Below are 26,938 nucleotides of genomic sequence, written 5' to 3' on the forward strand. Positions count from 1 at the left end.
GCGGCGGCGGTGTTGGTGGGCCACTCGGAACCCTCGGCGGTGGGCCGGTGGTGCACGAGCGTGTCGGGCCCGTCGCCGCCGAGATCGGCCACCGCGGCCCGGATCGCGGGCATCAGCTCGTCGGCCAGGATCCGCCGGGCGGCGTCGACGCTCACCACGGGCTCGGCTCGAAGTCTTTGAGGAAGCAGCCGTAGAGGTCCACGCCGGCCTCGCCGCGGACGATCGGGTCCACCACGCGGGCCGCGCCGTCGACGAGGTCCAGGGGCGCGTGGAAGCCCTCCTCGTGCAGCCGGACCTTGGTCGTGTGCGGACGCTCGTCGGTGATCCAGCCCGTGTCGACCGCGGTCATGAGGATGCCGTGTTCGGTGAACATCTCCTCGGCGGAGGTGCGGGTGAGCATGTTCAGGCCCGCCTTGGCCATGTTGGTGTGCGGGTGCCCCGCGCCCTTGTAGCGCCGGGAGAACTGGCCCTCCATGGCGGAGACGTTGACGACGTACTTGCGGCGGGCCTTCGACGCGGCGAGCGCGGGCCGCAGTCGGGAGACCAGGATGAACGGGGCGACCGAGTTGCACAGCTGCACCTCGAGCATCTCCATGGGCTCCACCTGCTCGACCGTGGCCACCCAGCTGTTGTGGTCCACCACGTCCGGCAGCAGCCCGCCGGCGTCGATGGCGGTGCCGGCGGCCACGCGGTCCAGGGACGCCGACCCGGCCAGGAGCGCCTGTTCGGCGATGTGTCCGGCCTCGCGCTCGGCCTCGTCGGAGCCGATGAGCGCGGACTCGCCGCCCATCAGCGCGGCCGGGTGCAGCTCGGAGGTGCGGCCCATGGTGATCATGGGGATGTCGGCGGCCCGCCCGGTGAGGGGCGCGGACTCCCCGTCCACGAGTCCGGAGTATGACCCGGGGGAGCGGCGCACCGTCTGGGCGGCGTTGTTGATGAGGATGTCGAGCGGTCCGGCGGCGGCGACCTCGTCGGCCAGTGCCACGACCTGGGCGGGGTCTCGCAGGTCCACCCCGATCACGTGCACGCGGTCGGCCCAGTCGGCGTGGTCTGGCATCGAGGCGAACCGGCGGGCGGCGTCGCGGGGGAAACGGGTGGTGATGGTGACGTCGGCGCCGGCGCGCAGCAGCATCAGGGCGATGTACATGCCGATCTTCGCGCGGCCACCGGTGAGCAGGGCCCGCCGGCCGGTGAGGTCCATCTCCGGATCCCGCCTGGCACGGTTGAGCGCCGCACACCTCGGGCACAGCTGGTGGTAGAAGGCGTCGACCTGGGTGAAGCGCTGTTTGCAGACGTAGCACGCCATCGCGCGCTGGAGGTGGCCGGCGACGGCGCCCGGGGCGTTGGAGACCAGGCGGATGCCGGCGGTCTCGTCGTCGATTCGGGAGGGCGACCCGGTCGCGGTGGCCTCGATGACCGCCTTGTCCGCCTCCTGCCGGGCGCGTCGGACCTCGTTCCGGCGGGACTTCTTGAGCAGCTTGAACATGTGGCCGACCGAGCGCTGTACCCGGATGGAATCGGGGTGGTCCTCCCCGAGCGCCGCCGCCTGGTCGAGGACGCGCTGGAGGGTCTCGAGGTCGTCCGGATCGATGCCTGTCACCAGGACACGGTACGACGACGAGGCCGTCGGTCCCTAAACCGCTCGCCACGGCAGGGTGGGCGCGCGACCGGCCCTGAGCCCGGCGAGCGCCTCCTCCACGGCCGGCAGCTGCCGACTCCGCCTCGCGGACGCCGCTGCGGGGCTGAACCCGTACCGGTGGGCGTAGGCCTCGGACACCAGCTGGGCGTGGGCCTCCACCGGGAAGGCCCGCGGGGCACGATCGTAAGAGGCACGGTCGTGGGAGGCACGGTCGTGGACGGCGCCGTCGAGCACCGCGCGCCAGTCGTAGGCCCGACGCCCCTGTCGTGCCTGCTCGACCAGCGCGATGACCACGTATCGGGGGCCGATGACCCGGCCCTGCCAGACGTGGACCAGCTCGTGCACCAGCGTCGGGGTGGCCCGGGGTCGCTCGACGCCCCCTCCGCGCGGGCGCACGATTCCGGCGTCGGCGCCCAGGTAGATGAGGCCGGGTAGCGCGAACGCGCGCCGGTGGGGCACAGCGGGCACGTGTCCCCGACGGATCATCACCTCGGCCGGGTCGATCGTGTGTCCGAAGAACGCGCGGAGGTCGTCGCGGACCTCGGGGGGCGGGTCGAGGGGTGGGGGAGCCAGTCCCAGGGTCTCGAGACGCCGGTCCACGGCGCGAGCGGTGGCGCCGACCAGGTATCCCAGCGCATCCGCCGCCCGGGCGACGGCGGACCTCATCCGGCATCGAACGCCGGACCTCGACACCCCGCGGGCCAGCAGTTCGTCCTCGCGCGCCACCTGTTCGTCTGCGAGGAGTCTGCGCAGTCGCTCGACCAGCCACCGTGGGGCGGGGGGTGGCGGCGTGCGGGCCATCGGGAGTCCTCCCGGAAACAAGTGGGCCCCGGATCCTCACGGATCCGGGGCCACTTCTACTGTCTCGACACAGTGTGCGCGAGGGGGGACTTGAACCCCCACGTCCGTTAATAGGACACTAGCACCTCAAGCTAGCGCGTCTGCCATTCCGCCACTCGCGCTCGCACACTGGTGACCTGCACCGGCTCGTTCCCGGCTTGGTCGTGCGAGGAATGACACTAGCCGATGCGCGAACCGTGGGACAAATCGGACCCCGCTCCCACCCGGCGCCCGTCGGTCATCGCTGGTAGACAAGGACGTGACCGGCTGGGGGATACCTCCCCCACACCGTCCGACCCAGGAGGATGACGATGACCGACTTCCGCGTGCCGAACCCCTATGACGCCCTGCCGGATCTCCCCGCGCTCGAGGTGACGAGCGAGTCCTTCACCGAGGGCTCCACCCTGTCGTCCGCGCAGCTCGGCGGGAAGATGGGCGTCGAGGGCGGCGAGGACAGGTCCCCACAGGTGACGTGGAGTGCCGGACCGGAGGGGACCCGGACCTATGTGGTGACCGTCTTCGACCCGGACGCGCCGACGGCCTCGGGGTTCTGGCACTGGTCGGTGGCCAACATCCCGGCCGACGTGACCTCGCTACCGGAGGGGGCGTGCACCGGCGACGACACCTCGGGCCTGCCGGAGGGGGCCGTCGTGGTCCGCAACGACGCCGGGTTCACGGGGTTCGTGGGCGCGGCCCCGCCGGAGGGCCACGGTCCGCACCGGTACATCCTCGCCGTTCACGCCGTCGGCGACGCGATCGAACTCGGGGAGGACGCCTCCTGCGCCTTCGTCGGGTTCAACCTCTTCGGACAGGGCCTGGCCCGCGGGACCACCACGGCGCTCTTCGAGCAGTAGCGGTCAGCTGACCGCGGAACCGACGGCGTCCGCCAGGGAGGCGAACCCGCCCTGCCGGAGCCGTCGGGCGACGAGCTTGTTGGTCCCACGGATGAGACCGGGGCCGGTGAACACGAAGCCGGTGTAGGTCTGGACCAGGTGGGCGCCGTGGGTGATGCGGTCCCACACGTCCTCCGGGGTCTCGACGCCGCCGACCGAGATGATGACGAGCCGATCGCCGGCCCGCTCGTGGATCCGGGCGAGCACCTGGCGGGACCGGTCCGCGACGGGCGCACCCGAGATCCCTCCCGCACCCATCGCCGCCACCGTGCTCTCCGGTGTCGTGAGCCCGTCGCGCGAGATGGTGGTGTTGGTGGCGACGATGCCGGCGAGGCCGAGTTCCACGACGAGATCGGTGACCGCGTCGATGTCCGCGTCGTCCAGGTCCGGGGCGATCTTCACCAGCACCGGGATCGTCGCCACGTCACGTACCGCTGTGAGGATGGGACGCAGCGATTCGACCGCCTGCAGATCCCTCAGGCCGGGGGTGTTGGGGGAGCTGACGTTGACCACCATGTAGTCGGCCAGCCCGGTCAGCATGCTGGCCGAGGCCACGTAGTCCCGAACGGCGTCCTCCGCGGGTACCACCTTGGTCTTGCCGATGTTGATCCCCACCGGGTCGCTGCTCCGCCGCCGCCGCAGGTTGTTGGCCGCGTTGCCCGCGCCGTGGTTGTTGAACCCCATGCGGTTGAGGATGGCCCGGTCGTCCGGGAGCCGGAACAGACGAGGCGACGGGTTGCCGGGCTGGGGTGACGCGGTGACCGTGCCGACCTCACTGAACCCGAAACCGATCGCCCCCCACGAGTCGACGGCCGCCGCGTTCTTGTCGAAGCCGGCGGCGAGGCCGAGCGGCCCCGGGAAGCGACGGCCCAGGACATCCTGGGCCAGCACCGGATCACGGACGCCGAGGAACCGGCGCACCAGGGAGCCCAGTGGCGGCACCAGGGTCAGCAGCTTGAGAAAGCCGAATACCAGGTGGTGGATCCGCTCCGCCGGAAAGCGGAACAGCACACTCTTCATCAGCGAGTACACGGTCCTCCTCGATGGGACGTGGGTGGTCCTTCGATCAGCTCGACGGCACGGGCAGTGATGGGCGCATCAGGTGGAGGCCGGCACCGTCGGAGGAACCGACGACCACGGTCCCGGAGGCCGTGACCACCAGCGAGTCCGGCTGACGTACCGTCGCGATCTCGGCACGCCGGACCCCTGTGCCGTCGCCGAGATCGTACGCCTGGACGGTGTTGGTTCCGGTGGAGGTGACCCAGACGACGTCCCGGGTGGGGTCCCCGGCGACCGCCCAGGGGGCCGCTGCGACCGGGAACTGCTGGTGGAGCCGGATCGGGGAGGTCGAGTAGACGAGGAGCGTGTCACCCACGGTGTCGCTGGCGACGACCGTGCCCTCGCCGTACTCGTCGAGTCTCCCGGCGCCCTTCCCGGCGCGCAGGAGCGGACCGGCGCCGTCCTCGTCCAGGTCGATGCTGGCGATGACGGTGTCCGGTCGGCTGAACGCCGTGACCGAACCGTCCCGGGCCACACTGATCCGATCGACCGATGTCAGGCCTGCGAGGCGATGCTGTTCCGTCCCGTCGGCGTCCCGGACGACCACGTCGCCGCCGGGGGCGCCCGTGAGCAGGCGACCGTCGGTGGTCACGGCCGCCGCGGTGACCGGTCCGAGTCCCGAGATCTCGCGTGCGTCACCTGCCGCCGTGACCACGACGACGCCGTCGCCGAAGGGGACAAGAACCGTCCCGTCGACCCCGGCGGTGGCGGTTCCCGCATCCGCGGGCAGCTCGACGGTCGTCTCCGGGATCCATCGGGTCCCGTCCACGCGGGCGATCTCCAGAGTCGGCGGGCCGTCGACCTGCGCCACCACCGTGTCACCCACGGCGACCAGCGAGGACACGGAACCCGGGACCGGGACGACCTCACCGCCCTCGGGATCGGAGACCTGGGGCGACGCGGCGGGTCGGGCGTTACCCTGCTCGATCCCGGTGTAGTCCTCCAGTTGGCTGGTGGTCGACGCGCAGCCGGCGAGCCCGACGGCGAGGGAGAGCAGAGCGGCGGTCACAGCGGAGCGGCGGTGGACACGAAGGGTCACGGTGTTCCTTTCGACTTCTCCACAGTGTCCCCCACGCGGGTCCTCAGTCGCCGTCCAGGTCCGGACGACTACCCTCACGGCGGTGCGGTGAGACACCCGCGCCCGTGCCGACGTTCCCCGACAGAAAGCAGCGCCCGTGAACCCGACGGTCCTGGCCGCCCCCGCTGCGGACGGCATGTCCTGGCTCCAGGTGATCGTGCTCTCCGTGATCCAGGGGATCACGGAGTTCCTGCCCGTCTCGTCCTCCGGGCACCTCCGCATCTTCTCCACCTGGCTGTTCGGTGCGGACGCGGGAGCCTCGTTCACGGCGGTCATCCAGCTCGGCACGGAGGCCGCCGTGCTGGTGTTCTTCTTCAAGGACATCGTGCGGATCCTCGTCGCGTGGTTCCGGGGGGTGTTCGACCGCCGGCGCCGCGACGACCCGGACTACCGGCTCGGCTGGTACGTGATCATCGGCTCGGTCCCCATCGCCGTGATCGGCTTCTTCGGCAAGGACCTCATCCGGGACGCCGCCCGGAACCTGTGGATCACGGCGATCGTGCTGATCGCGTTCTCGTTCGTGTTCCTCATCGCGGAGAAGGTCTCCAAGCAGGACCGCCCCGTCGACGGCCAGTCGCTCGAGGGCTTGACGATGAAGGACGCGGTGGTCATGGGACTGGCCCAGTGCCTGGCGCTGATCCCCGGTGTCAGCCGTTCGGGCGGCACCATCTCGGCCGGGCTGTTCCTCAACATGTCCCGCGAGGCCGCCGCACGGTTCTCCTTCCTGCTGGCGATCCCGGCGGTCCTGGCCTCCGGGTTGTTCAGCCTCCCCGACGCGTTCGAGCCGTCCGTGGGGCAGTCCGCCACCGGGATCCAGCTGATCGTGGGATCGGTGATCGCGTTCGTGCTGGGCTACGCCGCCATCGCGTGGCTCCTGCGCTTCGTGCAGAACCACTCGCTGGCCTGGTTCGCCGGGTACCGCATCATCCTCGGCCTGGTCGTGATCGCGCTGCTGTCCACCGGCGCGATCCCCGCGACCTGACCTCACCACCGAAGTGGCGCGGCGTCGGTAACCTGCCGTCATGACCGTCATCCTCCTGCGCCACGGCCGCTCGACCGCCAACACCGCGCTCACCCTGGCCGGCCGCACGTCCGGGGTCGCGCTCGACGAGACGGGCCGGGCGCAGGCACAGGACCTCTGCCGACGTCTCGACGGTCTCCCGGTCGAGGCGGTCGTCCGGTCGCCGCTCATGCGCTGCCGGGAGACGGTCGAGCCCTTGGCCGCCGCGTTCGGGGTGGAACCGGTGGTCGAGGAGGGCCTGGTCGAGGTCGACTACGGCACCTGGACCGGACGGACCCTGACCGAGCTCGCGTCCGAACACATGTGGTCGGTGGTGCAGCAGCACCCCTCCTCGGCCGTCTTCCCCGGGGGTGAGTCCCTCGCCGAGATGGCCACCCGCGCCGTCTCGGCCGTCCGGGAGCACGACCGCCGCCTGGCCGAGGACGCGGGCCGCGACGTGCTGTGGGTGGCATGTAGCCACGGAGACGTGATCAAGTCGGTGATCGCCGATGCGTACGGGATGCATCTCGACCATTTCCAGCGCATCGTGGTGGAGCCGGGATCGGTGTCGGTGGTCCGCTACACCCCCCACCGGCCGTTCGTCCTCCGGGTCAACGACACCGGTGGAGACCTCGCCAGTCTCCGCGGGGAGCCCGCCGGACACGTGGGCAACGCCACCGCCGGAGACGCCAGCTCGGACGCGGTGCCCGGCGGGAACGTACCCTTATGAACCGCACCTCCACCCGGGACCACCCGGCACCACACGGCAGCACACGAGGGAGACGACCGGCATGAGCAGGGAAGTCCACGAGTTCCGCGAACCGGCCCGGTTCGTGGTGGGCACGGTCGGCCAACCCGGCGAGCGCGTGTTCTTCGTCCAGGCCACGGGCGGCGGCCGAACCGTCTCCGTCCGGTGCGAGAAGCAACAGGCCCAGATCCTCTCGGAGCGGATGGGGGATCTCCTCGACGAGATCGCCGCGAAGTCCGATGTCCCCGTCCCCCCGGCCGCCGGCGTCGTGGACGACCTGGCGCCGCTGGAGATGCCCGTCGACGCGGAGTTCCAGGTGGGCACGATGGGCCTGGGGTGGGACGGCGAGAAGAGCCAGATCGTCGTGGAGCTGCTGGCGGCGGACCCCACCGCCACCGACGAGTCGGTCGTCCTGTCGGATGCGGAGGACGCCCCCGATGCGCTCCGCGTGTTCCTGACCCCGCAGCGTGCACGGCAGTTCGTCCTGCGCAGCGAGAAGGTCGTCTCCGCCGGGCGCGCTCCGTGCCCGCTGTGCGGCGAGCCGATCGACACCACGGGTCACCTGTGCATCCGCCTCAACGGGTACCTCCCGCGCTCCGGTGACGCGCTCGCCGACCTCGTCGACCCGTGACCGCCCGCCCGCCGGGCCCCGAACTCACCGTTCTGCACCGGATCCCCTCGGGAAGCAACGCGGTGTACCGCTGCGTGGACGCCGAGGGCGAGCACTGGGTGTACAAACCGTCGGCGGGGGAGCGGCCGCTCATGGACTTCCCCGACGGCAGCCTGGCGGCTCGGGAGATCGCGGCGTACGCGGTGTCCGTGGCCCTGGGGTGGGACCTGGTGCCCGAGACGGTGGGAGCACACGGCCCCGGCGGCCCGGGGATGGCGCAACGATGGATCGACGAGCTCGACCGGGGTGAGGCGCCCGGCCACGACCCGGTGGACGTCCACCCGGTGGGCGCCCTTCCCCCCGGCCGGGTGGCGGTGCTCCGGGGTGAGGGATCCCGCGGGGAGGACGTGGTGGTGGCGCACGCCCTGGACGAACGGCTCCGTCGTATCGCGTTGTTCGACCACGTCGTCAACAACGCCGACCGCAAGGGCGGACACGTCCTCGTCGACACCTCCGGCCTGATCTGGGCGATCGATCACGGCCTGTCGTTCCACACCGAGCCGAAGCTGCGCACCGTCCTGTGGGGGTGGGCCGGCCAGCCGCTGCCCCCGGGGGATCTCGAGGGACTGGAGAGGGTGCGTGGCGGGCTGTCCGGGGACGCCCTCCTCGCGGAAAGCCTGCGTGACCTGCTCTCACCCGCCGAGGTGCGCGCCCTGGGCGCACGGGTCACCGCACTGCTCGACGGCGAGGTGTTCCCCGTACCGGGAGCGGGCTACCCGTTACCCTGGCCGCTCTTCTGAACCCGCCCGGTATCTAGACTCGCCCGCATGCACTCGTGGCCCCCGCCTGCCGTCCCCGCCGTCCCCGGCGACGGTGCCCCCCTGAAGTTGTACGACACGGCGAGCGGACAGGTCCGGGAGGTGTCCGCCGGGCCAGTCGCCGGGATGTACGTCTGCGGCATCACCCCCTACGACACCACCCACCTCGGTCACGCGGCGACCTACCTGACGTTCGATCTGGTGTACCGGCTCCTGCTGGACGCCGGACACGAGGTCCACTACGTCCAGAACACCACGGACGTCGACGACCCGCTGTTCGAGAGGGCGGAGCGAGACGGCGTGGACTGGAGGGAACTCGGGGACCGTGAGACCGATCTGTTCCGCTCCGACATGGAGGCGCTCCGCGTGCTCCCACCCCGCGACTACGTGGCCGCCACCGAGACCATCGACGAGGTCGTGGAGATGGTCGCCGAGCTCGTCGACCGCGGCCACGCCTACCGGATCGATCCCGGGGTCGACGGGTACCCCGATGTCTACTACCGACACCGGGCCACCCCGGCCTTCGGGTACGAGTCGGGGTACGACGCCCAGGAGATGGCCGCCGCGTTCGCCGAGCGCGGCGGGGACCCGGACCGGCCCGGCAAGGAGCACCCGCTGGACGCACTGCTGTGGCGGGTGCAGCGACCGGGGGAGCCGTCCTGGCCCTCGCCCTGGGGGGCGGGCAGACCCGGATGGCACATCGAGTGTTCGGCGATCGCCCGGAACCGCCTGGGTATGGAGTTCGACATCCAGGGTGGGGGCAGCGACCTCGCGTTCCCACACCACGAGTTCTCCGCCGCCCACGCGGAGGCCGCGACCGGTCGTTCCCCGTTCGCGCGCTTCTACGTGCACGCGGCGATGATCGGCCTCGACGGGGTCAAGATGAGCAAGTCGCTGGGCAATCTCGTCCGGGTCAAGACACTCCGCGAACAGGGGGTGGACCCGGCCGTCATCCGACTCGCCCTGGCCGCCGGCCATTACCGGACGGACCGCTCCTGGTCGGAGGACCTGCTCGCGGAGGCCCGCTCCCGGTGCGAGACGTGGTTCCGTGCGATCTCCCGGGGATCGGGCGCCGACTCCGCCGCGACCATCATCGCCGTGCGGGAACGTCTCGCGGACGACCTCGACACCCCGGGCGCCCTGGCCGCGGTCGACAGGTGGGCAGAGGCGACCCTGGCCGGGGACGAGTCCGACCCGTCCGCGGGACCGTCCATCGCGACCGCCCTCGACGCCCTGCTCGGTCTCGCCCCCGCCACCTGACGGCGTTCCGGTGACCGGTCCGACGGTCTGACGGTCTACCCGGCGTCGGGCTCGTCCCGCTCGCCTCGCAGGAAGCGCTCGAACTCGGCGGCGATCGACTCGCCGTCGACCAGCGGCATCGTCTCCCCGTCAGCGGCCCGACCACGGTCGGGTTCGGGGTCGACCCCCGCCCCGACCCCGTTCTCGTCGTCCATCCGGTCCTCCAGGGACTGGATGTAGTCGCGGAGGTCCTCGTCCTCGCCGGCGGCGGCGTCGACCTTCGCGACCCACGTGCGGGACTGCACGCGCAGTGCGTCCATCGGGACGGCCACCCCCAGGTTCTCCGCCAACCAGGACAGCACCGCCTCGGTGCCGCGCGGATTGGGCGGTGCGGCGACGTAGTGGGGGACACCCGCCCACAGACTCACCGTCGGGACCCCGGCCTCGGTGAGGAGTTGCTGGAGGACCCCGGTCATCCCGGTGGGCCCCTCGTAATCGGAGGCCCGGACCCCCATCTCGGCCATCCTCTGCCGATTGAACGCCGTCCCGGTGAGCGGAACGGGGCGGGTGTGGGGCACATCGGCGAGATAGGCACCCAACAGCACCACCTCGGTGACTCCCAGGGTGTCGACGAGGTCCACGAACTCGGAGGCGAACCGGCGCCACTTCAGACCCGGCTCGGGCCCCCGGACCAGCAACACGTCGTGGTCGAAGCCGTCCGGTCGGCACGCGGACACGAGGATCTGTGGCCACTCGACCGATCGCGACACCCCGCCGGAATGCCGGACCGTCGGCCGCTGGTCGAGGTAGTCGAAGAACTCGTCGCCACCGATCTCCGCGATCTGCCGCGCCTCCCAGGTCAGCGCGAGATGTTCGACGGTCCCGGTCGCCACGTCCGCGGCGTCGTTCCAGCCCTCGAAGGCCACGATCATCACCGGGCTCTCGAGATCGAGGTGCCCGTCGGGGGTCCATTCGACAGTCATCAGTACAGCCTACGGACGGACACTTCCGGGGCACCCATACACTGGGGCCATGTCTGTCGATTTCGATTCGCCCCTGTTGGACGCCGCCCGCCGGCGAGTACTGATCAGCGACGGGGCGATGGGCACGATGTTGCAGGCGGTGGACCTGGATGTGGACGTCGACTTCCTCGGTCTGGAGGGATGCAACGAGATCCTCAACGCCACCCGCCCGGACGTCGTCGCGGACATCCACCGCGCGTTCTTCGAGGCCGGCGCGGATCTGGTGGAGACCAACACCTTCGGGTGCAACCTGTCCAACCTGGGGGACTACGACATCGTCGACCGCATCGGCGAGCTGGCCGAGAAGGGTGCCGCGATCGCCCGGCAGGTCGCCGACGAGATGGGCCCCTCCGAGGACGGCACCCCGCGGATGGTGCTCGGCTCCCTCGGCCCGGGGACCAAGTTGCCCTCGCTCGGGCAGGCCACGTTCGAGGAGATGAGGGACGCCTACGCCCGCGCGGCGGAGGGCCTGGCCCGGGGCGGAGCCGACGCGTTCCTCGTCGAGACCAGCCAGGACCTTCTCCAGGTCAAGGCCGCGGTGCTGGGCTGCCAGGACGGCATGGCGGCCGCCGGGCGCCGGCTGCCCATCATCACGCACGTGACCATCGAGACCACCGGGACCATGCTCCTGGGGTCCGACATCGGGGCGGCGCTGACCGCGCTCGAGCCGCTCGGCATCGACATGATCGGCCTCAACTGCGCCACCGGGCCCGCCGAGATGATCGAGCACCTGCGCTACCTCACCCAGCACGCCGGCGTCCCCGTCTCCGTCATGCCCAACGCGGGGCTGCCCGAACTGGGCGAACACGGAGCCGTGTACCCGCTCGGCGCCGAGGCGTTCGGCCCCCAGGTCGCCGACTTCGTCTCCGAGTTCGGGCTGTCGATGGTCGGCGGGTGCTGCGGCACCACCCCCGAGCACATCACCCGACTCCGGGACGAGGTGAGGTCCAGGGCGAAGGCAGAGCGTCGGGTCGAGCCGATCAACGCGGTCGCCTCTCTCTACAGCTCGACCCCGCTGCGGGCCGACGCCGGCATCCTCATGATCGGCGAGCGCACCAACGCCAACGGGTCCAAGCGGTTCCGGGACGCGATGCTCGCCGCCGACTGGGACACCTGCATGGACATCGCCAAGGAGCAGATGCGGGACGGCGCGCAGATGATCGACCTCTGCGTGGACTACGTCGGCAGGGACGGCTCGGGGGACATGGCCGAGTTGGCCGGACGGCTGTCGACCTCCTCGACCCTTCCGATCATGCTCGACTCGACCGAACCCGAGGTCATCCGGACGGGCTTGGAGCACCTCGGCGGACGGTGCACGGTCAACTCGGTCAACTACGAGGACGGGGCCGGCCCGGAGTCGCGCTTCCAGAAGATCATGGAACTGGTCTCGCGCCACGGTGCGGCGGTGGTCGGGCTGGCCATCGACGAGGAGGGCCAGGCACGCACGGCGGACCGCAAGGTCGAGATCGCGGAGCGGATCATCGCCGACCTCACGGAGAACTGGGGGATCGCCGAGGACGACATCATCATCGACTGCCTGACCTTCCCCATCTCCACCGGCCAGGAGGAGGTGCGACGGGACGGGATCGAGACCATCGAGGCGATCCGCAGGCTCACCGAATCGCACCCGAGGATCCACACCACGTTGGGATTGTCCAACATCTCGTTCGGCCTCAATCCCGCCGCGCGTCAGGTGCTCAACTCCGTGTTCCTGCACGAGTGCATCCAGGCCGGCCTGGACACCGCCATCGCGCACAGCTCCAAGATCCTGCCCATGAGCAAGATCGACGATCGTCAGCGGGAGGTCGCGCTCGACCTCGTCTACGACCGCCGTAAGGAGGGGTACGACCCGCTCCAGGTGTTCATGGAGCTCTTCGACGGCGTCTCCACGGCGAGCACCAAGGACGCGAGGGCGGCCGAGCTCGCGGCGATGCCGCTCATGGACCGCTTGTCGGCGCGGATCGTCGACGGCGAGCGCAAGGGCCTCGAGGCCGATCTCGACGCGGCGATGGAGGAGATCCCCCCGCTCGAGATCATCAACACCCACCTGCTCAGCGGCATGAAGACGGTCGGCGAGCTGTTCGGTTCGGGCCAGATGCAGCTGCCGTTCGTCCTGCAGTCGGCCGAGACCATGAAGACCGCGGTCGCCCATCTGGAACCCCACATGGAGGCAAGCGACGAGGACGGCAAGGGCCGCATCGTCCTGGCGACGGTCAAGGGCGACGTCCACGACATCGGCAAGAACCTGGTGGACATCATCCTGTCCAACAACGGGTACGACGTGGTCAACATCGGCATCAAGCAGCCGATCGCGGACATCATCTCGGCGGCCCGGGAGCACAGGGCGGACGTGATCGGCATGTCCGGCCTCCTGGTCAAGTCCACCGTGGTGATGAAGGACAACCTCGCGGAGCTCAACTCCGAGGGCATCGCCGGCGACTTCCCGGTCCTTCTGGGTGGTGCCGCCCTGACGCGCGCCTACGTCGAGGTGGATCTCGCCGGGATGTACGAGGGCGAGGTGTTCTACGCCAGGGACGCGTTCGAGGGACTGCGACTCATGGACGAGGTGATGACGGCCAAGCGGACCGGCGTCCCCATGTCCGAGTCCTCGGACGCGTCGGCCAAGGCCGCGGAACGGCGCGAGCGCCGGGCCCGCAGCGAGCGGATCGCCGCCAAACGGGCCGCCGAGGCCGAGCCCGTCGTGGTCCCGGAGAGGTCGGACGTCGCGGCGGACCAGCCGATCGCCACCCCGCCCTTCTGGGGGACGCGGATCGCCAAGGGCATCCCCGTGGCCGACTACGTCGGTCACCTCGACGAGCGTGCGCTGTTTTTCGGGCAGTGGGGGCTTCGCGGCACCCGCAGCGGGGACGGCCCCGACTACGACGAACTGGTCGCCACCGAGGGTCGGCCGCGCATGCGTTCGTGGATCGACCGCCTCACCACCGAGCGGATCCTGGCCCACTCCGCCGTGGTCTACGGATACTTCCCGGCCTACTCGGAGGGCGAGGACATCTGTGTGCTGGCCGAGCCCCGGCCGGACGCCGAGGTGCTGCACCGGATCTCGTTCCCCCGCCAGCAGCGGGGACGGTTCCTGAGCATCCCGGACTTCCTGGCCTCCAAGGAACGTTGCGAGGCCGAGGGGACCGTCGACGTCCTGCCCTTCCAGCTCGTCACCATGGGGACCCCGATCGCGGACTTCGCCAACGAACTGTTCGCGGCGGACAATTATCGCGACTACCTCGAGGTCCACGGTCTGTCGGTCCAGCTCACCGAGGCACTGGCCGAGTTCTGGCACCGGCGGGTGCGTGACGAACTGCGGCTGCCCGAGGGCGCGGTCTCGGACGAGGACCCCGACACCATCCACGACTACTTCGACCTCAAGTACCGGGGAGCCCGCTACAGCTTCGGCTACGGCGCGTGCCCGGACCTGGAGTCCCGCAAGGTCGTGGTGGACCTGCTGGAGCCGGAGCGCATCGGGGTCGAACTCTCGGAGGAACTGCAGCTCCACCCCGAGCAGTCGACGGACGCGTTCGTGCTCTACCACCCGGAGGCCAAGTACTTCAACGTGTGACCCGAGCACCCAGGGCAGCCTCTCCTGGCTGGTGGAGGCCGCCCTGACGGGTGATGATGAGTATGTGGATACCGGCCGGGACGGGGCGCTGCGGACGTTCGTCGCCTCGCGGCAGGGCGTCCTCGCCCTGTCCACCGTCCTGGCGATCGCGATCTACCTCGTCTCGCGCGCACTCACCGACCCCGACGTCTCCGACACCGCGGAGTGGCTGATCCGTGCTCCGCTGGTCGCCGTCGTGGTGGTCGGGGGGATCCCGCTCATCATCGGGGTCGTCCGCTCGGCGGTGAAGAGTGCCGGGGGAGCGGACATGCTCGCCGCGGTGTCGATCGTCACCGCGGTCCTGCTCTCCGAGTGGCTGGTGGCCGCGATCATCGTCCTCATGCTGTCCGGGGGAGAGGCGCTCGAGGCCGCGGCGTCCCGGAGGGCGTCGGCGACTCTCGACGCCCTCGCCCGACGCAGCCCGACGATCGCGCACCGCCTCCGCGGGGACTCGGCGTCCGAGGGCGTCGACGACCTCCATGCCGACGAGGTGCTGGTCGATGACCTTCTGCTCGTCCTGCCCCACGAACTGTGCCCTGTCGACGGCGAGGTGGTGGAGGGCAGAGGCGCGATGGACGAGTCGTACCTCACCGGCGAGCCGTACGTCGTCCCCAAGACACCCGGGTCCCAGGTGCTCTCCGGCGCCATCAACGGCGAGTCGGCACTGACCGTCCGCGCCGAGCGGGTGGCGGCGGATTCCCGCTATGCGCAGATCGTCGGCGTGCTGCGGGAGGCGGAGGAGAACCGGCCCCCGATGCGTCGCCTCGCCGATCGCCTCGGCGCCTGGTACACGCTCATCGCGCTGACGCTGGGCATCCTGGGCTGGGCGATCTCCGGAGATCCGACCCGTTTCCTCGCGGTGGTCGTGGTCGCGACCCCGTGCCCGCTCCTCATCGGTGTCCCCGTCGCGATCATCGGTGCCATCTCGCTGGCCGCCAAGCGGGGCATCATCATCCGGAACCCGGCGATGCTCGAGGACGTGGGGCGCGTCGAGACGATGATGTTCGACAAGACCGGCACGCTGACCTACGGGCGTCCGGTCCTCACGGAGATCGTCGCGAGGCCCGGGATCGATCCCGACGAGGTGCTCGCCGCGGCGGCGGCGATCGAGGCCTACTCCCGCCACCCGCTCGCCGGAGCCGTCATCGACGCGGCAGCCGAACGGAACCTCGGGACCCCGCCCACCACCTCCGTCGCGGAGAAGCCCGGCGGCGGACTGGTCGGCGAGGTGGGTGGACACGTGGTCCGCCTGACCAACCGTCGCGGACTCGCCGAAGTCGATCCGGGTGCGTCCAGCCTGCTCCCGGGGTCCGAGACGGGGATGGAGGCGGTCGTCCTCCTCGACGACCGGTACGCCGCGATCCTCCGGTTCCGTGACGAACCACGGGCCACCGCGGCCGACTTCATCGCGCATCTCCCGCGCGCACACGGCGTCACCCGGATGATGATCATCTCCGGTGACCGTGAGGCCGAGGTCCGCCGGTTGGCGGACCGGGTGGGCATCACCGAGGTGTACGGCGGGGTCAGTCCCGAGGGGAAGCTCGCGATCGTCCGCGAGCGCACGGCGGCGGGTCCCACCCTGTACCTCGGCGACGGGATCAACGACGCCCCCGCGATGACGGCCGCCTCGGCCGGGGTCGCCTTCGGATCCACGTCCGACGTGACCGCCGAGGCCGCCGACGCCGTGGTGTTGGACTCCTCCCTGGAGCGACTCGACGACCTCCTCCACATCGGGGCGCGGATGCGTCGGATCGCTCTGCAGTCGGCGTTGGGCGGGATGGCCGCCTCCGTGCTCGGGATGCTTCTCGCGGTCTTCGGCCTGCTCAGCCCTCTCGCCGGAGCGATCGCCCAGGAGGTCATCGACGTCCTCGCAATCCTCAACTCGGCACGCGTCGTGATCGCGCCGCACAAGCTCAGCGACTTCGACGAACGCCCGACCGAACCACTGGAGGCACGGACCGCCCGTCGGTGGTGACGCGGCTAACACCCGGTCTGCGCGCAGCGATATCCCGGTAAGGCCGTGTGCCCCGGGTTCCGCCGAGGGCCGAAGACACCGAGGAGACAGTCATGACCACTATCCGTCGATCAGCCGCTCTCACCTGTGCGGCAGCCCTGCTCGCCGGGGGAGTGGCCGTGGCCGGGTCCCCTGCGGCGTCAGCCCAGGTATGGCGCGAGTCGCCCGCCTGGGACGTGCGGATGCCATACCCGCTGGGTGGTGAGCACACCATTCGCTTCGGCGCCTTCACCACCTGCGCGCTGGGCGGCGACGAGCGCTTCCACCAGGCGCTGAGCGCGAACGCCAGGGACCTGGACCAGCCCGTCGGCTCGTTCGACTTCTCGGCCACCCTGTTCCCGTTCAACTCCGCGACCGTGGAGTGGCACAACATCGATACCGATGCGAGGGGCGTGCACACGGTCCAGTCGACCGGACCCGAAGTCGGCGTCGGCGGCGTCCTCACCGGGCACGGGCGGCTGGCGGTCACCATCACCACCAGCAAGTCCGCTCTGCCCACCTTCGCCCCCGGGTCCGTCGCGCCGTTCGCCTCCGCCACCCACACCGAACGATTCCTCGTTCCTGCGGGGAACTGCCACTGAACGGCGGTTGACGGAGGAACCAACGGGGCCGGTCACGGTACCCCCGGTGGCCCGTTGTCCGGTAGACAGTAGCCCGTGACCAGCATTTCGTACTCCCGTCTCCCCGCCGCCGTGTGTCTCGACATGGACGGCACGCTCGTCGACACCGAGCGATTGTGGGACATCGCCGTCTACGAGCTCGCCGAGTACCTGGGCCGTCCGCTCGACGAGGCGACCCGCGAGCGGACCCTGGGCAACTCGCTCCCCGGGTTCTTCGCGATCCTGGGCGAGTACACCGGGCGCACCATCGAGGGCGCCGAGTTCGATCGACTGGCCCTCCGGCTCAACTCACGGGTCACCGAGCTGATGAGGTCCGATATGCGGTGGCGGCCGGGGGCCGAGGAGCTGCTGGAGGACCTCGCCTCGACTAACGCCCCGGTCGCCCTGGTGACCAACACGACCGCAGACGTCGCGGCGGTGCCGCTGGAGTTCATCGACCGTTCGCGGTTCGATGTGGTGGTGACGGGGTGCATGGTGGCCGACCCCAAGCCGGCACCCGACCCCTACCTGCTGGCGTGCTCGCGGCTCGGGGTCGAGGCCACCACCGCCGTCGCGGTCGAGGACTCGGTCACCGGCGCCACCTCGGCGGTCGCCGCGGGATGCCGGGTCCTGTACGTCCCGTCGACCGACGGACAACCGGACGTGGTCGGGGCACACACCCACCCGAGCCTCACGGGCGTGAACGCGTCCGGTCTCGTGGCCCTCACCTCGGGCGCGCCCGTGGCGTCGGCTGTGGGACAATCGGGCGCGTGAAGACCTTCGACTCCCTGTTCGCCGAGCTGTCCGAGCGCATCGCCGCGCGACCCGAGGGCTCCGGCACCGTCGCCGCCTTCGACAAGGGCGTGCACCATCTCGGCAAGAAGGTCAACGAAGAGGCGGGCGAGGTGTGGATCGCCGCCGAGTACCAGTCGGATGAGGAACTGGCCGAGGAGATCTCGCAGCTCCTCTACTGGACCCAGGTCATGATGCTCAAGCGCGGACTCGGTCTCGAGGACGTCTACCGGCATCTCTGACCGCCACCCCGAGCACCCCTCCCGCACCGAATACTGGAGCCGCCATCATGCTGCGTGTCGCAGTGCCCAACAAGGGCGCCCTGTCCGAGTCCGCCTCCGAGATGCTGTCCGAGGCGGGGTACCGCCGGCGTACTGAGGGCAGTAAGGACCTCACGCTGATCGACCGTGAGAACGACGTCGAGTTCTTCTTCCTGCGACCCAAGGACATCGCCGTCTACGTGGGCTCGGGGCGACTCGAGCTGGGGATCACCGGCAGGGATCTGAGTATGGACTCGATGGCGGAGGTGGACGAGCTCCTCGACCTCGGCTTCGGACACTCCACCTTCCGCTACGCCGGCCCCTCCGGTGCCGGGTGGACCACGGACCGTCTGGCGGGGGCCCGAATCGCGACGTCGTACCCCAACATCGTCCGCCGCGACCTTGAGCAGCGGGGGATCGAGGCGGAGGTCATCCGGCTGGACGGCGCGGTGGAGATCTCCATCCAGCTCGGGGTGGCGGACTGCATCGCCGACGTGGTGGGTTCGGGTCGGACACTCAAGGTGCACGGTTTGGAGGCCTTCGGGGACGTCCTGTGCGACTCGATGGGCGTCCTGGTCGCGCGCGCCGGCGCCGAGACGACCCCTGCGATGGCACAGATGAGGGCCCGCCTGCAGGGCGTCGTGTTTGCCCAGCAGTACATGATGTTGGACTACGACTGCCCCAAGGAGCTCCTGGAGTCGGTCTCTGCCATCACCCCTGGCATCGAGTCACCCACCGTCTCCCCGATGGCCGACCCGGCTTGGGTGGCGGTGCGGTCGATGGTGCCGCGCAAGAAGGTCAACTCGATCATGGACGAGCTGGTCGCGGCCGGCGCCAAGGCGGTCATCGCCACGGACATCCGGTCCTGCCGCATGGGGTGACGCACTGCGGTCCCGGTGGTGCGGCGGTGCGCGGCACGCCTCGGCGCCCGATCGACTCAGACCCGTTCGACGAGCAGAGCCTGCAGCGTGTGCCCGATGGCGCCCACCTCGTCGTACAGGGTCCCGGACGTGGCCCCGACGCCGTCGGGGCCGATCGAGGCGGACGCGGTGACCCCGATCCACTCGCCGACGGGCCGCCGGTGCAGGTGGGTGACCAGATCGGTGTTGAGGAACCGCCATTCGTCGGGTTCGAGAACGGCCCCGACGCCGTTCGCGATGTCGGCCACCGACATGACCCGTTCCGCCGGAGTCATCTCCTCCCCGGAGACCAGGGGGAGGGTGGGACGGGCCCAGACGACCCCGTCGCCCGCACCGCGGATCTCCAGCGAGTCGATGTAGCCACTGGTCCACCGGTCGAAGAAGCCGCTGTCGCGATCCACCTCCGGGAGCTCGCGCGGACGGTCGGCCGACTGCTCGACCTCGGCGGTGTCGCCGACGGCCATCCGCCAGGCACTCGCCCGGGCGACGATCCGGCCCCCCGCTTCCAGTTCCGACTCCAGCAGCTGGATCCGGCGACCGGGCCGGACGACGCGGGCCCGGGTGCGGACCTCGCCCAGCGGCACCGGGCCCAGCAGGTCCACCGTGACGCGGGCGATCCTCGTAGTCTCCGTCCACTCGAGGCGATCCATGGCGCGGGTGAGGACGGCCGAGGGCGGAGACCCGTGCTGCAGATCCGGGCCCCAGGCGCTCACCGTGTGCGGGGTCGCCCGGAACACTTCCCAGCCGTCATCCGTGCCCAGCGGCTCGAAGTAGGCCTGCGTCATCATGTGCTCATCGGTCCGGCGTGTCCCGCATCGGGCGTCCCCGGATCGAGAGGTATCACGCGACGCCCCGGCCATCCCGGGTACTCCGGCGGGGTACCCCCGAACGCCGGGCACAACGCCTGGTGGTTACACCAGTCGCACAGCCGGGAGGTGCGCGGGGGGAAGATCCCGGTCTCACCCGCCCGCTCTATCTCCGCCCACAGTGAGTCGAGCTCGGTCTCGGTCTCCACAAGCATGGCGAGATCGGGGGAGAGGGTCAGCCAGCTGCCGTTCCTGAGGTAGATCAGCTTGAGTTGTGCCGGCATCACCCCGTGGATCTGCTGGTACATCAGGGCGTAGAACCGCATCTGGAACATCGCCTGAGTCTGGTAACGCGGATGTGGTGGCTTACCCGTCTTGTAGTCGACCACCCTGACCTCACCGGTCGGCGCCACGTCGACCCGGTCCAGGTACCCGTGGAGCGGGGTACCGGACGCGGTCGAGGTGACGAGGTACTGCTCGCACGCGGCGGGGGAGAAGCGCCGGGGATCCTCGACACCGTAGAGCGCGGACACCAACGCGGCGACCTCCGTCTGGAACTCCGCCCGGGCGGAGAGCGGCACCACCTCGGCGCCGCCGCCGACCGCGTAGAAGTGCTCCACCGCGGCGGGGACCAGCTCCGCGGCGCGCTCCGGGGCGCGCTCCGACTGCTCCAGTGCGTACAGGTCCTCGAGCACCGAGTGGACGACGGTACCCAGGACCTGGGCGCGGGTCTTCGGTTCCGGGATCCTGTCGATCGCCTTGAGCCGGTAGAGCAGCGGGCACTGCCGGAAGTCCGCCGCCCGCGACGCCGACAACGCCAGGGGCCTGCGCTCCGGCGGGGGCACGCCCTCCGGATCGGCCGGGGAGGCCGGGGTACCACTGCCGCCGATTTCCAGGGGATCCGTCACACCTGGCAGGGTAGACAACCGGTCGGACAACCGGCCGCCGTCCCCTGGAGGTCCACTGTGCAGCGATCCGGCCCGTTCGTCATCGGCGACCGCGTCCAGCTCACCGACACCAAGGGACGCAAGTACACCGTCGTCCTGGTCGAGGGAGCCGAGTTCTTCACCCACCACGGCGCCGTCCGCCACGACGACCTGATCGGTACCCCGGAGGGGTCGATCGTCAGGTCGTCCGGGGATGCCGACTACCTGGCGCTACGTCCGCTGCTCACCGACTACGTCCTGTCGATGCCGCGCGGCGCCCAGGTCATCTACCCCAAGGACGCCGCACAGATCGTCCACGAGGGCGACGTGTTCCCCGGCGCACGGGTGCTCGAGGCGGGCGCGGGTTCCGGCGCCCTGACCTGTTCGCTGCTGCGTGCGGTGGGCCCCGGGGGCCGGGTGTTGTCGTACGAGATCCGCGAGGACCACGCCGAGCACGCCGAGCGCAACGTCCGGACCTTCTACGGCGAACACCCCGAGAACTGGGACCTGCGGGTCGCCGACCTGGCGGAGACGTCGGTCGAGGCCCTGGGCGGACAGGTCGACCGGGTGGTGCTGGACATGCTCGCGCCCTGGGAGTGCCTGCCCACGGTGAGCGACGTGCTGGTGCCCGGGGGGGTCCTGGTGGTGTACGTGGCCACCACCACCCAGATGTCGGACGTCGTGGAGGCGCTCCGGCGCCAGGAGTGCTGGACCGAACCCCGGGCGTGGGAGTCGATCAACCGCGGGTGGCACGTGGTGGGCCTGGCCGTCCGCCCCGAGCACCGCATCCAGGGCCACACCGCGTTCCTGGTCACCGCCCGTCGACTCGCGGAGGGCGTGACCACGCTCAAGCCCAGGCGCCGGGCCGGCAAGCACTGAGTTCGGCCCGAGGAGTCGCACTCACCCGCCCCTCACGCGGCCACTCACCCCGGCGATAGGGTGGAGGCGACGACGACGAGGGTGTCGTCCGAGAGTCGGAGGGCAGGTGATCGAGGTGACCGAGGGACGTTCCCCGGACGAGCGGGGCGGCGACAGCGTGACGCTGGACCGGGTCGAGCTCGCGCGGCTGCGCAGGGCGGTCGACGAGGGGGCCCGCACGGACCGCGAGAAGTCGGTCAAGATCGACGCCCTCGGCGCCCGCAACGTCAGGCTCGCCGAGCTCCTCAAGGACTCCCGTGATCAGCTGGAGGCCCTCAAGGGCGAGGTCGAGCGCCTCGGCACACCGCCCAGCACCTACGGGATCGTGCTGCAGGAACCGACGGACGCCGAGACCGCCGAGGTCATGGCCGCCGGTCGGCGGATGCGGCTCACTCTCGCGCCCGGGGTCGACGCCTCCGTCCTCTCGGCGGGGGCCACCGTCCGGCTCAACGAGGCCATGACCGTCATCGAGGCCTGCACCGGACTCCCGGTCACGGGCGTGACCGCCGTCTTCCGGGACGTCCTGGCCGACGGCGTGCGGGCCCGCGTGGTGATGGGCAACGACGAGGAGCACGTCGTGCATCTGGCGACCGGCCTGCGCGGCGGGCGGACCGCCGATCACCCGGCTCCGGTGCGCCCGGGCGACGCGGTCCTGGTGGACCCCAAGGCCGGCGTGGCGTTCGAGGTCGTGCCCAAGGCCGAGGTCGACGAGCTCCTGCTCGAGGAGATCCCGATGGTCGAGTACTCCGACATCGGCGGTCTCGGCCCCCAGATCGAGCAGATCCGTGACGCCATCGAACTGCCCTTCATCCATCACGACCTGTACCGCGAGTTCCATCTCTCCCCGCCCAAGGGCGTCCTCCTCTACGGCCCTCCCGGGTGCGGAAAGACCCTGATCGCCAAGGCGGTCGCGCACTCGCTGGCGCTGGCCTCCGCGAAGTCGCGCGGACAGGACGTCACCGACGGCCGGTACCCCAACTCGTACTTCCTCTCCATCAAGGGCCCGGAACTGCTCAACAAGTACGTGGGAGAGACCGAGCGACACATCCGGTCGATCTTCGAGCGGGCGCGGGAGAAGGCGACCGAGGGCAACCCGGTGATCGTCTTCTTCGACGAGATGGACTCGATCTTCCGCACCCGCGGGTCGGGCATCTCCTCGGACATGGAGACCACGATCGTCCCGCAGCTCCTCGCCGAGATCGACGGCGTGGAGGACCTGCGCAACGTCATCGTGATCGGTGCCTCCAACCGGGAGGACATGATCGACCCGGCGATCCTGCGACCGGGGCGTCTCGATCTCAAGATCCGCATCGACCGGCCGGACGCCGACGCCGCGGCCGACATCCTGGCCAAGTACATCACCCCCGACCTTCGTTTCGACCCGGACGAGGTCGGTTCGACCGATGGCGCCGAGCACGTCCGGGGTCTCATCTCGCGCATCGTCGACCGGCTCTACACCAGGGACGAGTCCACGACCTACGTCCATCTGGTCTACGCATCGGGCCGCCGGTCGTCCCTGTACCTCGCGGACCTGACCTCCGGGGCGATGCTGCGCAACATCGTGGACCGGGCCAAGAAGCTCGCGATCAAGGACATCGTGCACGGCACCGGGCAGGGTCTGACGACCGACGACTTCCTCGACGCCGTCGACGCGGAGTTCGCGGAGAACACCGACCTGCCCAACACCTCCAACCCGCAGGAGTGGGCGCGTCTGACGGGCGTCCGCGGTGAACGCGTGGTCGAGGTCACCGTCCCGAGCCGGGAGGACGACCGGTGACCCCGCCCGTCCGGACCACGTCCGGCGAGAGCATGCGTGGCCGGGTGATCGGGACCGAGATCGAGTTCGGGATAGTCGCGGTGGGCCAGCCGCTGCTCAGTTCGGTGGTCACCTCGACCCAGGTGGTCAAGGCCTACACCGACCCGGGTGAGGGTTCCGGGGCGACCGACGGGACCCGCTGGGGCTACGGGTCCGAATCACCCCTCCGCGACGCCCGGGGGTTCGATCTCGGCTCCGCCCGCGCCTACGACCCCAGCGAGTTCGGGGTGACCAACCGGGTACTGACCAACGGCGCACGCTTCTACGTCGACCACGCGCACCCCGAGTACTCGTCGCCCGAGGTGGACTCGCCGATCGACGCCGTGATCTGGGACAAGGCGGGGGAACGGATCATGCACCGGGCCGGCCGCGAGTCGTCCGCCGTCGAGGGCAACGCCGAGCTCAAGCTCTACAAGAACAACGTCGACGGCAAGGGCGCGTCCTACGGCGCCCACGAGAACTACCTCGTGCGTCGCGACGTCGACTTCGACGCCCTGACGATGAGCCTGGCGCCGCATCTGCTCTCCCGCCAGGTGTACTGCGGGGCCGGTCGCGTCGGCCTCGGCCAGTCCGGCGAGGAGGCGGGTTTCCAGCTCTCCCAGCGTGCCGACTACATCGAGGTCCTCACCGGACTCGAGACCACACTGCGCCGCGGGATCATCAACACCCGCGACGAGCCGCACGCCCCGGATGAGACATGGCGGCGTCTCCACGTCATCATCGGCGACGCGACCATGTCCGAGCTGGCCACGTACCTCAAGATCGGCACCACCTGCCTCGTGCTCGACGCGATCGAGGCCGGAGTCGACTTCTCCGACCTGGTCCCGGTCGACCCGGTCGAGGCGGTGCACATCATCAGCCACGACCCGACCCTCACCGCCACCGTCGCCCTGCCCGACGGACGGGAGTTCACGGGGATCGCCCTCCAGCGGGAGATCCTCGGCCGCGTCTCCGCGCTCGTCGGGGACGGCACGGGCCGTCCCGGATGGGCCGTCGAGGTCCTGGCCGAGTGGCGGGAGATCCTCGACGCGCTCGAGCAGAACCCGATGTCATGCGCCGACCGGCTCGACTGGCCGGCCAAACTCCGGCTCCTGGAGGGGTTCCGGACACGGGACTCGCTGGGATGGGACCACGCGCGACTCGCCCTCATCGACGTCCAGTACCACGACATCGACCCCGACCGCGGACTCTACAACCGTCTCGTGAGCAAGGGGGCCATGCGCAGACTGGTCACCGAGGCACAGGTGGAGGCCGCGATCACGACCCCTCCCGAGTCCACGCGGGCCTGGGCCAGGGGTCGCTTCCTGGCCGAGCTCGGCGACCGCATCCACGCCGCGGGATGGGATCACGTCGTCGTCGTCGATTCCCGCGGCGACCACCGTCACGTCGACCTGGCCGACCCGTACACGGGGACCCGGGCCCACTGCGACGCCCACCCGGACTTCCTCAGCCCCGACGGCCCGCCTGTCCACTGAGCACCCCGTCCACCCCGCCTACACCGACACAGGAGCAGCCCACACCATGTCCCAGATCCAGAAGAGCGCCGGCGGCGCAGGCGAGTCGGACGACGAGGCCGGGCAGGTCGCCAAGACCGCCCAGACCTCGTCCGCCGATTCCCTCCTCGACGAGATCGACGACATCCTCGAGACCAACGCCGAGGAGTTCGTGAAGTCCTACGTCCAGAAGGGCGGGCAGTAGACAGCCATGATCCGTCGCATCGTCGGGATCGAGACGGAGTTCGGGATCACCAGCGTCGGTGGCGAGGGCTCGCGATCGCTCGGGCCCGACGAGATCGCCCGGTACTTCTTCCGGCCCGTCGTCGAGCGGTGGCGCAGCTCGAACGTGTTCCTCGAGAACGGGTCCCGCCTCTACCTGGACGTCGGCTCCCATCCCGAGTACGCGACCGCGGAGTGCGACGGCCTGCAGCAGATCGTGGCCCACGACAGGGCGGGGGAGCGGATCATCGACGATCTCGCCGTCCGTGCCGAGCAGTCGCTCGCGACCGAGGGGATCGATGCCAAGGTCTACCTGTTCAAGAACAACACCGATACGGTCGGGAACTCCTACGGGTCCCACGAGAACTACCTTCTGGACCGCTCGACCCAGGTCAGGAGCATGGCCACCACCCTGCTGCCGTTCCTGGTGAGCCGCCAACTGATCTGCGGCGCGGGCAAGATCCTGCCCGGGACCCCGGCCGGGGTGGGCGTCGCGGAGGACGAGGGTCCGACATTCTGCTTCTCCCAGCGCGCCGAACACATGTGGGACGGCGTCTCCTCGGCCACCACGCGTTCGCGGCCGCTCATCAACACCCGTGACGAGCCGCACGCGGACTCGACCCGGTTCAGGCGGATGCACGTGATCGTGGGCGACTCCAACATGATCGAGACCACGACACTGCTCAAGATCGCCAGCACCCGGCTCGTGCTGGAGATGCTCGAGGCCGGCGTCGAGCTGCGTCCGATGGCGATCGCCCACCCGGTCCGCGCGATCAGGGAGATCAGCCGCGACCTCACCGGAACCCGGCCGGTCGGGCTCACCGACGGCACCACGATGACCGCCCTGGAGATCCAGCGGGAGTTCCTGGCCGCCGTCCACCGCCACCTCGCTCGCGGCGGGTGGGAGCGCGACGACCGCCCGGTCGTGGAGCGATGCGTGGCCCTGTGGGAACGGGTCCTCGACGCGGTCGAGTCCGGTGACCACGACGCGATCGCCGCGGACATCGACTGGGCCGCGAAGCTCCGGCTGATCCGACAGGTACAGGACCGGACCGGGGCCGACCTCGATCACCCCAGGCTCGCCCAGATCGACCTGACCTACCACGACATCCGACCGGGACGTGGGTTGCACTCGGTGCTCGAGCGCCGCGGCCTGGTCTCACGGGTCGTGGACGACCTCGAGATCGACAGGGCCCGGCACTCCGCGCCGGAGACCACCCGCGCGGCACTGCGAGGTCGATTCATCTCCGCGGCCGCCGGGGCCGGACGCGACTACACGGTGGACTGGGTGCATCTGAAGGTCGCCGACGGCACCCTGCCCACGGTCGCTCTCACCGACCCGTTCGCAGCGGAGGACCCGCGTGTCGACGACCTCATCGCCGCGCTCGGGCGATAGCGTCCTGCCCGTGTCCACCTCCAAGTCGCAACGACTGGTCAACCTCGTCATCTGCCTGCGGTCGACCAGCGCCTACCTGTCCGCGGGCGAGATCCGCAGGATGGTCCAGGGATACGACGACTGCGAGAACGAGGCCGCCTACCTGAGGATGTTCGAACGGGACAAGCGGGAACTCCGCGACGTCGGCGTCCCCCTCGAACAGGGAGCCTCACTCGCACCG

At 70.3% G+C, this 26,938-nt stretch carries 24 protein-coding genes, 1 tRNA gene and 1 pseudogene; 18 read left to right on the forward strand and 8 right to left on the reverse strand.

The window, feature by feature from the left end; all coding sequences use genetic code 11:
* Positions 1 to 151: 151 nt before the first annotated feature.
* The 3 genes from G6028_RS01540 to G6028_RS01550 form a co-directional block, all read right to left on the reverse strand.
* The gene (locus G6028_RS01540; RefSeq protein WP_182657837.1) at positions 152 to 1,600 is read right to left on the reverse strand and encodes an SDR family NAD(P)-dependent oxidoreductase; all 1,449 of its coding nucleotides are present in this window, start codon (positions 1,598 to 1,600) and stop codon (positions 152 to 154) included.
* Between the two features lie 33 nt (positions 1,601 to 1,633).
* On the reverse strand, positions 1,634 to 2,440 hold the full coding sequence (locus tag G6028_RS01545) for a hypothetical protein (RefSeq protein ID WP_241730464.1): 807 nt from the start codon (positions 2,438 to 2,440) through the stop codon (positions 1,634 to 1,636).
* 75 nt (positions 2,441 to 2,515) lie between these two features.
* A tRNA-Leu gene (locus G6028_RS01550) sits at positions 2,516 to 2,601 on the reverse strand.
* Between the two features lie 189 nt (positions 2,602 to 2,790).
* On the opposite strand from G6028_RS01550, the gene G6028_RS01555 reads away from it, so the two are divergent.
* Positions 2,791 to 3,333: a YbhB/YbcL family Raf kinase inhibitor-like protein gene (locus tag G6028_RS01555; RefSeq protein ID WP_182657838.1), complete on the forward strand. Its 543-nt coding sequence runs from the start codon at positions 2,791 to 2,793 to the stop codon at positions 3,331 to 3,333.
* Positions 3,334 to 3,336: 3 nt separating this feature from the next.
* Here G6028_RS01555 and G6028_RS01560 read toward each other — a convergent pair whose 3' ends face one another.
* Together G6028_RS01560 and G6028_RS01565 are read right to left on the reverse strand one after the other, a co-directional pair.
* A complete protein-coding gene (locus tag G6028_RS01560; RefSeq protein WP_182657839.1) occupies positions 3,337 to 4,404 on the reverse strand; it encodes a quinone-dependent dihydroorotate dehydrogenase in 1,068 nt (355 codons plus the stop codon).
* A gap of 34 nt (positions 4,405 to 4,438) precedes the next feature.
* Complete coding sequence (locus tag G6028_RS01565) at positions 4,439 to 5,470, reverse strand: YncE family protein (protein ID WP_182657840.1); 1,032 nt, start codon at positions 5,468 to 5,470, stop codon at positions 4,439 to 4,441.
* Between the two features lie 175 nt (positions 5,471 to 5,645).
* On the opposite strand from G6028_RS01565, the gene G6028_RS01570 reads away from it, so the two are divergent.
* From G6028_RS01570 to mshC, 5 genes are all read left to right on the forward strand, one after another.
* Positions 5,646 to 6,491: an undecaprenyl-diphosphate phosphatase gene (locus G6028_RS01570; RefSeq protein WP_241730465.1), complete on the forward strand. Its 846-nt coding sequence runs from the start codon at positions 5,646 to 5,648 to the stop codon at positions 6,489 to 6,491.
* Positions 6,492 to 6,531: 40 nt separating this feature from the next.
* On the forward strand, positions 6,532 to 7,239 hold the full coding sequence (locus tag G6028_RS01575; RefSeq protein ID WP_182645305.1) for a histidine phosphatase family protein: 708 nt from the start codon (positions 6,532 to 6,534) through the stop codon (positions 7,237 to 7,239).
* Between the two features lie 61 nt (positions 7,240 to 7,300).
* A complete protein-coding gene (locus G6028_RS01580; protein ID WP_182657842.1) occupies positions 7,301 to 7,888 on the forward strand; it encodes a DUF3090 domain-containing protein in 588 nt (195 codons plus the stop codon).
* The gene (locus tag G6028_RS01585) at positions 7,885 to 8,667 is read left to right on the forward strand and encodes an SCO1664 family protein (RefSeq protein WP_182657843.1); all 783 of its coding nucleotides are present in this window, start codon (positions 7,885 to 7,887) and stop codon (positions 8,665 to 8,667) included. The genes G6028_RS01580 and G6028_RS01585 overlap by 4 nt, the downstream gene beginning before the upstream one ends.
* Positions 8,668 to 8,694: 27 nt before the next feature.
* The gene (gene mshC / locus G6028_RS01590) at positions 8,695 to 9,945 is read left to right on the forward strand and encodes a cysteine--1-D-myo-inosityl 2-amino-2-deoxy-alpha-D-glucopyranoside ligase (protein ID WP_182609559.1); all 1,251 of its coding nucleotides are present in this window, start codon (positions 8,695 to 8,697) and stop codon (positions 9,943 to 9,945) included.
* Between the two features lie 35 nt (positions 9,946 to 9,980).
* Here the strand turns inward: mshC and G6028_RS01595 are convergent, their stop codons facing one another.
* Positions 9,981 to 10,907, reverse strand: coding sequence for a PAC2 family protein (locus G6028_RS01595; protein WP_179525275.1), 927 nt, complete (start codon positions 10,905 to 10,907; stop codon positions 9,981 to 9,983).
* Positions 10,908 to 10,956: 49 nt separating this feature from the next.
* Here G6028_RS01595 and metH point away from each other — a divergent pair, with 49 nt between their 5' ends.
* The 6 genes from metH to hisG all read left to right on the forward strand — a co-directional run bounded on the left by metH (position 10,957) and on the right by hisG (position 19,102).
* Complete coding sequence (metH, locus tag G6028_RS01600; protein ID WP_182657844.1) at positions 10,957 to 14,517, forward strand: methionine synthase; 3,561 nt, start codon at positions 10,957 to 10,959, stop codon at positions 14,515 to 14,517.
* Positions 14,518 to 14,581: 64 nt separating this feature from the next.
* Positions 14,582 to 16,531, forward strand: a complete 1,950-nt coding sequence (locus G6028_RS01605) for a heavy metal translocating P-type ATPase (RefSeq protein WP_182657845.1) — start codon at positions 14,582 to 14,584, stop codon at positions 16,529 to 16,531.
* Between the two features lie 92 nt (positions 16,532 to 16,623).
* Positions 16,624 to 17,151 carry a hypothetical protein gene (locus G6028_RS01610; RefSeq protein ID WP_182657846.1) on the forward strand — a complete coding sequence of 176 codons (528 nt, stop codon included), beginning with the start codon at positions 16,624 to 16,626 and terminating at the stop codon, positions 17,149 to 17,151.
* Positions 17,152 to 17,226: 75 nt separating this feature from the next.
* Entirely contained in the window at positions 17,227 to 17,943 is a 717-nt protein-coding gene (locus G6028_RS01615) for an HAD-IA family hydrolase (RefSeq protein ID WP_182657847.1), read from the forward strand.
* Positions 17,940 to 18,203, forward strand: a complete 264-nt coding sequence (locus G6028_RS01620; RefSeq protein WP_179525271.1) for a phosphoribosyl-ATP diphosphatase — start codon at positions 17,940 to 17,942, stop codon at positions 18,201 to 18,203. The genes G6028_RS01615 and G6028_RS01620 overlap by 4 nt, the downstream gene beginning before the upstream one ends.
* 47 nt (positions 18,204 to 18,250) lie before the next feature.
* A complete protein-coding gene (gene hisG / locus G6028_RS01625; RefSeq protein WP_179525270.1) occupies positions 18,251 to 19,102 on the forward strand; it encodes an ATP phosphoribosyltransferase in 852 nt (283 codons plus the stop codon).
* A gap of 56 nt (positions 19,103 to 19,158) precedes the next feature.
* Here the strand turns inward: hisG and G6028_RS01630 are convergent, their stop codons facing one another.
* Both G6028_RS01630 and G6028_RS01635 read right to left on the reverse strand, forming a co-directional pair.
* The gene (locus G6028_RS01630) at positions 19,159 to 19,926 is read right to left on the reverse strand and encodes a thioesterase family protein (protein WP_182609565.1); all 768 of its coding nucleotides are present in this window, start codon (positions 19,924 to 19,926) and stop codon (positions 19,159 to 19,161) included.
* Complete coding sequence (locus tag G6028_RS01635) at positions 19,926 to 20,855, reverse strand: PD-(D/E)XK nuclease family protein (RefSeq protein WP_182657848.1); 930 nt, start codon at positions 20,853 to 20,855, stop codon at positions 19,926 to 19,928. The genes G6028_RS01630 and G6028_RS01635 overlap by 1 nt, the downstream gene beginning before the upstream one ends.
* A 57-nt stretch (positions 20,856 to 20,912) precedes the next feature.
* Here G6028_RS01635 and G6028_RS01640 point away from each other — a divergent pair, with 57 nt between their 5' ends.
* The 6 genes and pseudogenes from G6028_RS01640 to G6028_RS01665 all read left to right on the forward strand — a co-directional run.
* The gene (locus G6028_RS01640) at positions 20,913 to 21,752 is read left to right on the forward strand and encodes a tRNA (adenine-N1)-methyltransferase (protein ID WP_179525267.1); all 840 of its coding nucleotides are present in this window, start codon (positions 20,913 to 20,915) and stop codon (positions 21,750 to 21,752) included.
* A 115-nt stretch (positions 21,753 to 21,867) separates the two neighbouring features.
* Entirely contained in the window at positions 21,868 to 23,568 is a 1,701-nt protein-coding gene (arc, locus tag G6028_RS01645) for a proteasome ATPase (RefSeq protein ID WP_182609556.1), read from the forward strand.
* Between the two features lie 32 nt (positions 23,569 to 23,600).
* Positions 23,601 to 25,082 (forward strand): depupylase/deamidase Dop, encoded by a 1,482-nt coding sequence (gene dop, locus G6028_RS01650; protein ID WP_182657851.1) that lies wholly within the window; start codon positions 23,601 to 23,603, stop codon positions 25,080 to 25,082.
* Positions 25,083 to 25,128: 46 nt separating this feature from the next.
* On the forward strand, positions 25,129 to 25,305 hold the full coding sequence (locus tag G6028_RS01655; protein ID WP_017836742.1) for a ubiquitin-like protein Pup: 177 nt from the start codon (positions 25,129 to 25,131) through the stop codon (positions 25,303 to 25,305).
* Positions 25,306 to 25,311: 6 nt separating this feature from the next.
* Positions 25,312 to 26,718, forward strand: coding sequence for a Pup--protein ligase (gene pafA, locus G6028_RS01660; protein ID WP_182657849.1), 1,407 nt, complete (start codon positions 25,312 to 25,314; stop codon positions 26,716 to 26,718).
* 10 nt (positions 26,719 to 26,728) lie between these two features.
* Positions 26,729 to 26,938, forward strand: a pseudogene (locus G6028_RS01665) (helix-turn-helix transcriptional regulator); the annotation flags it as partial.

The sequence above is a fragment of the Dietzia cercidiphylli genome, assembly GCF_014145145.1.
Classification (GTDB): domain Bacteria; phylum Actinomycetota; class Actinomycetes; order Mycobacteriales; family Mycobacteriaceae; genus Dietzia; species Dietzia natronolimnaea.

Bases quoted from the DNA above. Each gene is read 5' to 3' on its own strand.
- mshC (WP_182609559.1), top strand. From the start codon at position 8,695: ATGCACTCGTGGCCCCCGCCTGCCGTCCCCGCCGTCCCCGGCGACGGT.
- pafA (WP_182657849.1), top strand. From the start codon at position 25,312: ATGATCCGTCGCATCGTCGGGATCGAGACGGAGTTCGGGATCACCAGC.
- G6028_RS01570 (WP_241730465.1), top strand. From the start codon at position 5,646: ATGTCCTGGCTCCAGGTGATCGTGCTCTCCGTGATCCAGGGGATCACG.
- dop (WP_182657851.1), top strand. From the start codon at position 23,601: ATGCGTGGCCGGGTGATCGGGACCGAGATCGAGTTCGGGATAGTCGCG.
- hisG (WP_179525270.1), top strand. From the start codon at position 18,251: ATGCTGCGTGTCGCAGTGCCCAACAAGGGCGCCCTGTCCGAGTCCGCC.
- G6028_RS01655 (WP_017836742.1), top strand. From the start codon at position 25,129: ATGTCCCAGATCCAGAAGAGCGCCGGCGGCGCAGGCGAGTCGGACGAC.
- G6028_RS01580 (WP_182657842.1), top strand. From the start codon at position 7,301: ATGAGCAGGGAAGTCCACGAGTTCCGCGAACCGGCCCGGTTCGTGGTG.
- G6028_RS01610 (WP_182657846.1), top strand. From the start codon at position 16,624: ATGACCACTATCCGTCGATCAGCCGCTCTCACCTGTGCGGCAGCCCTG.
- G6028_RS01545 (WP_241730464.1), bottom strand. From the start codon at position 2,440: ATGGCCCGCACGCCGCCACCCCCCGCCCCACGGTGGCTGGTCGAGCGA.
- G6028_RS01630 (WP_182609565.1), bottom strand. From the start codon at position 19,926: ATGACGCAGGCCTACTTCGAGCCGCTGGGCACGGATGACGGCTGGGAA.
- G6028_RS01555 (WP_182657838.1), top strand. From the start codon at position 2,791: ATGACCGACTTCCGCGTGCCGAACCCCTATGACGCCCTGCCGGATCTC.
- G6028_RS01595 (WP_179525275.1), bottom strand. From the start codon at position 10,907: ATGACTGTCGAATGGACCCCCGACGGGCACCTCGATCTCGAGAGCCCG.
- G6028_RS01575 (WP_182645305.1), top strand. From the start codon at position 6,532: ATGACCGTCATCCTCCTGCGCCACGGCCGCTCGACCGCCAACACCGCG.
- metH (WP_182657844.1), top strand. From the start codon at position 10,957: ATGTCTGTCGATTTCGATTCGCCCCTGTTGGACGCCGCCCGCCGGCGA.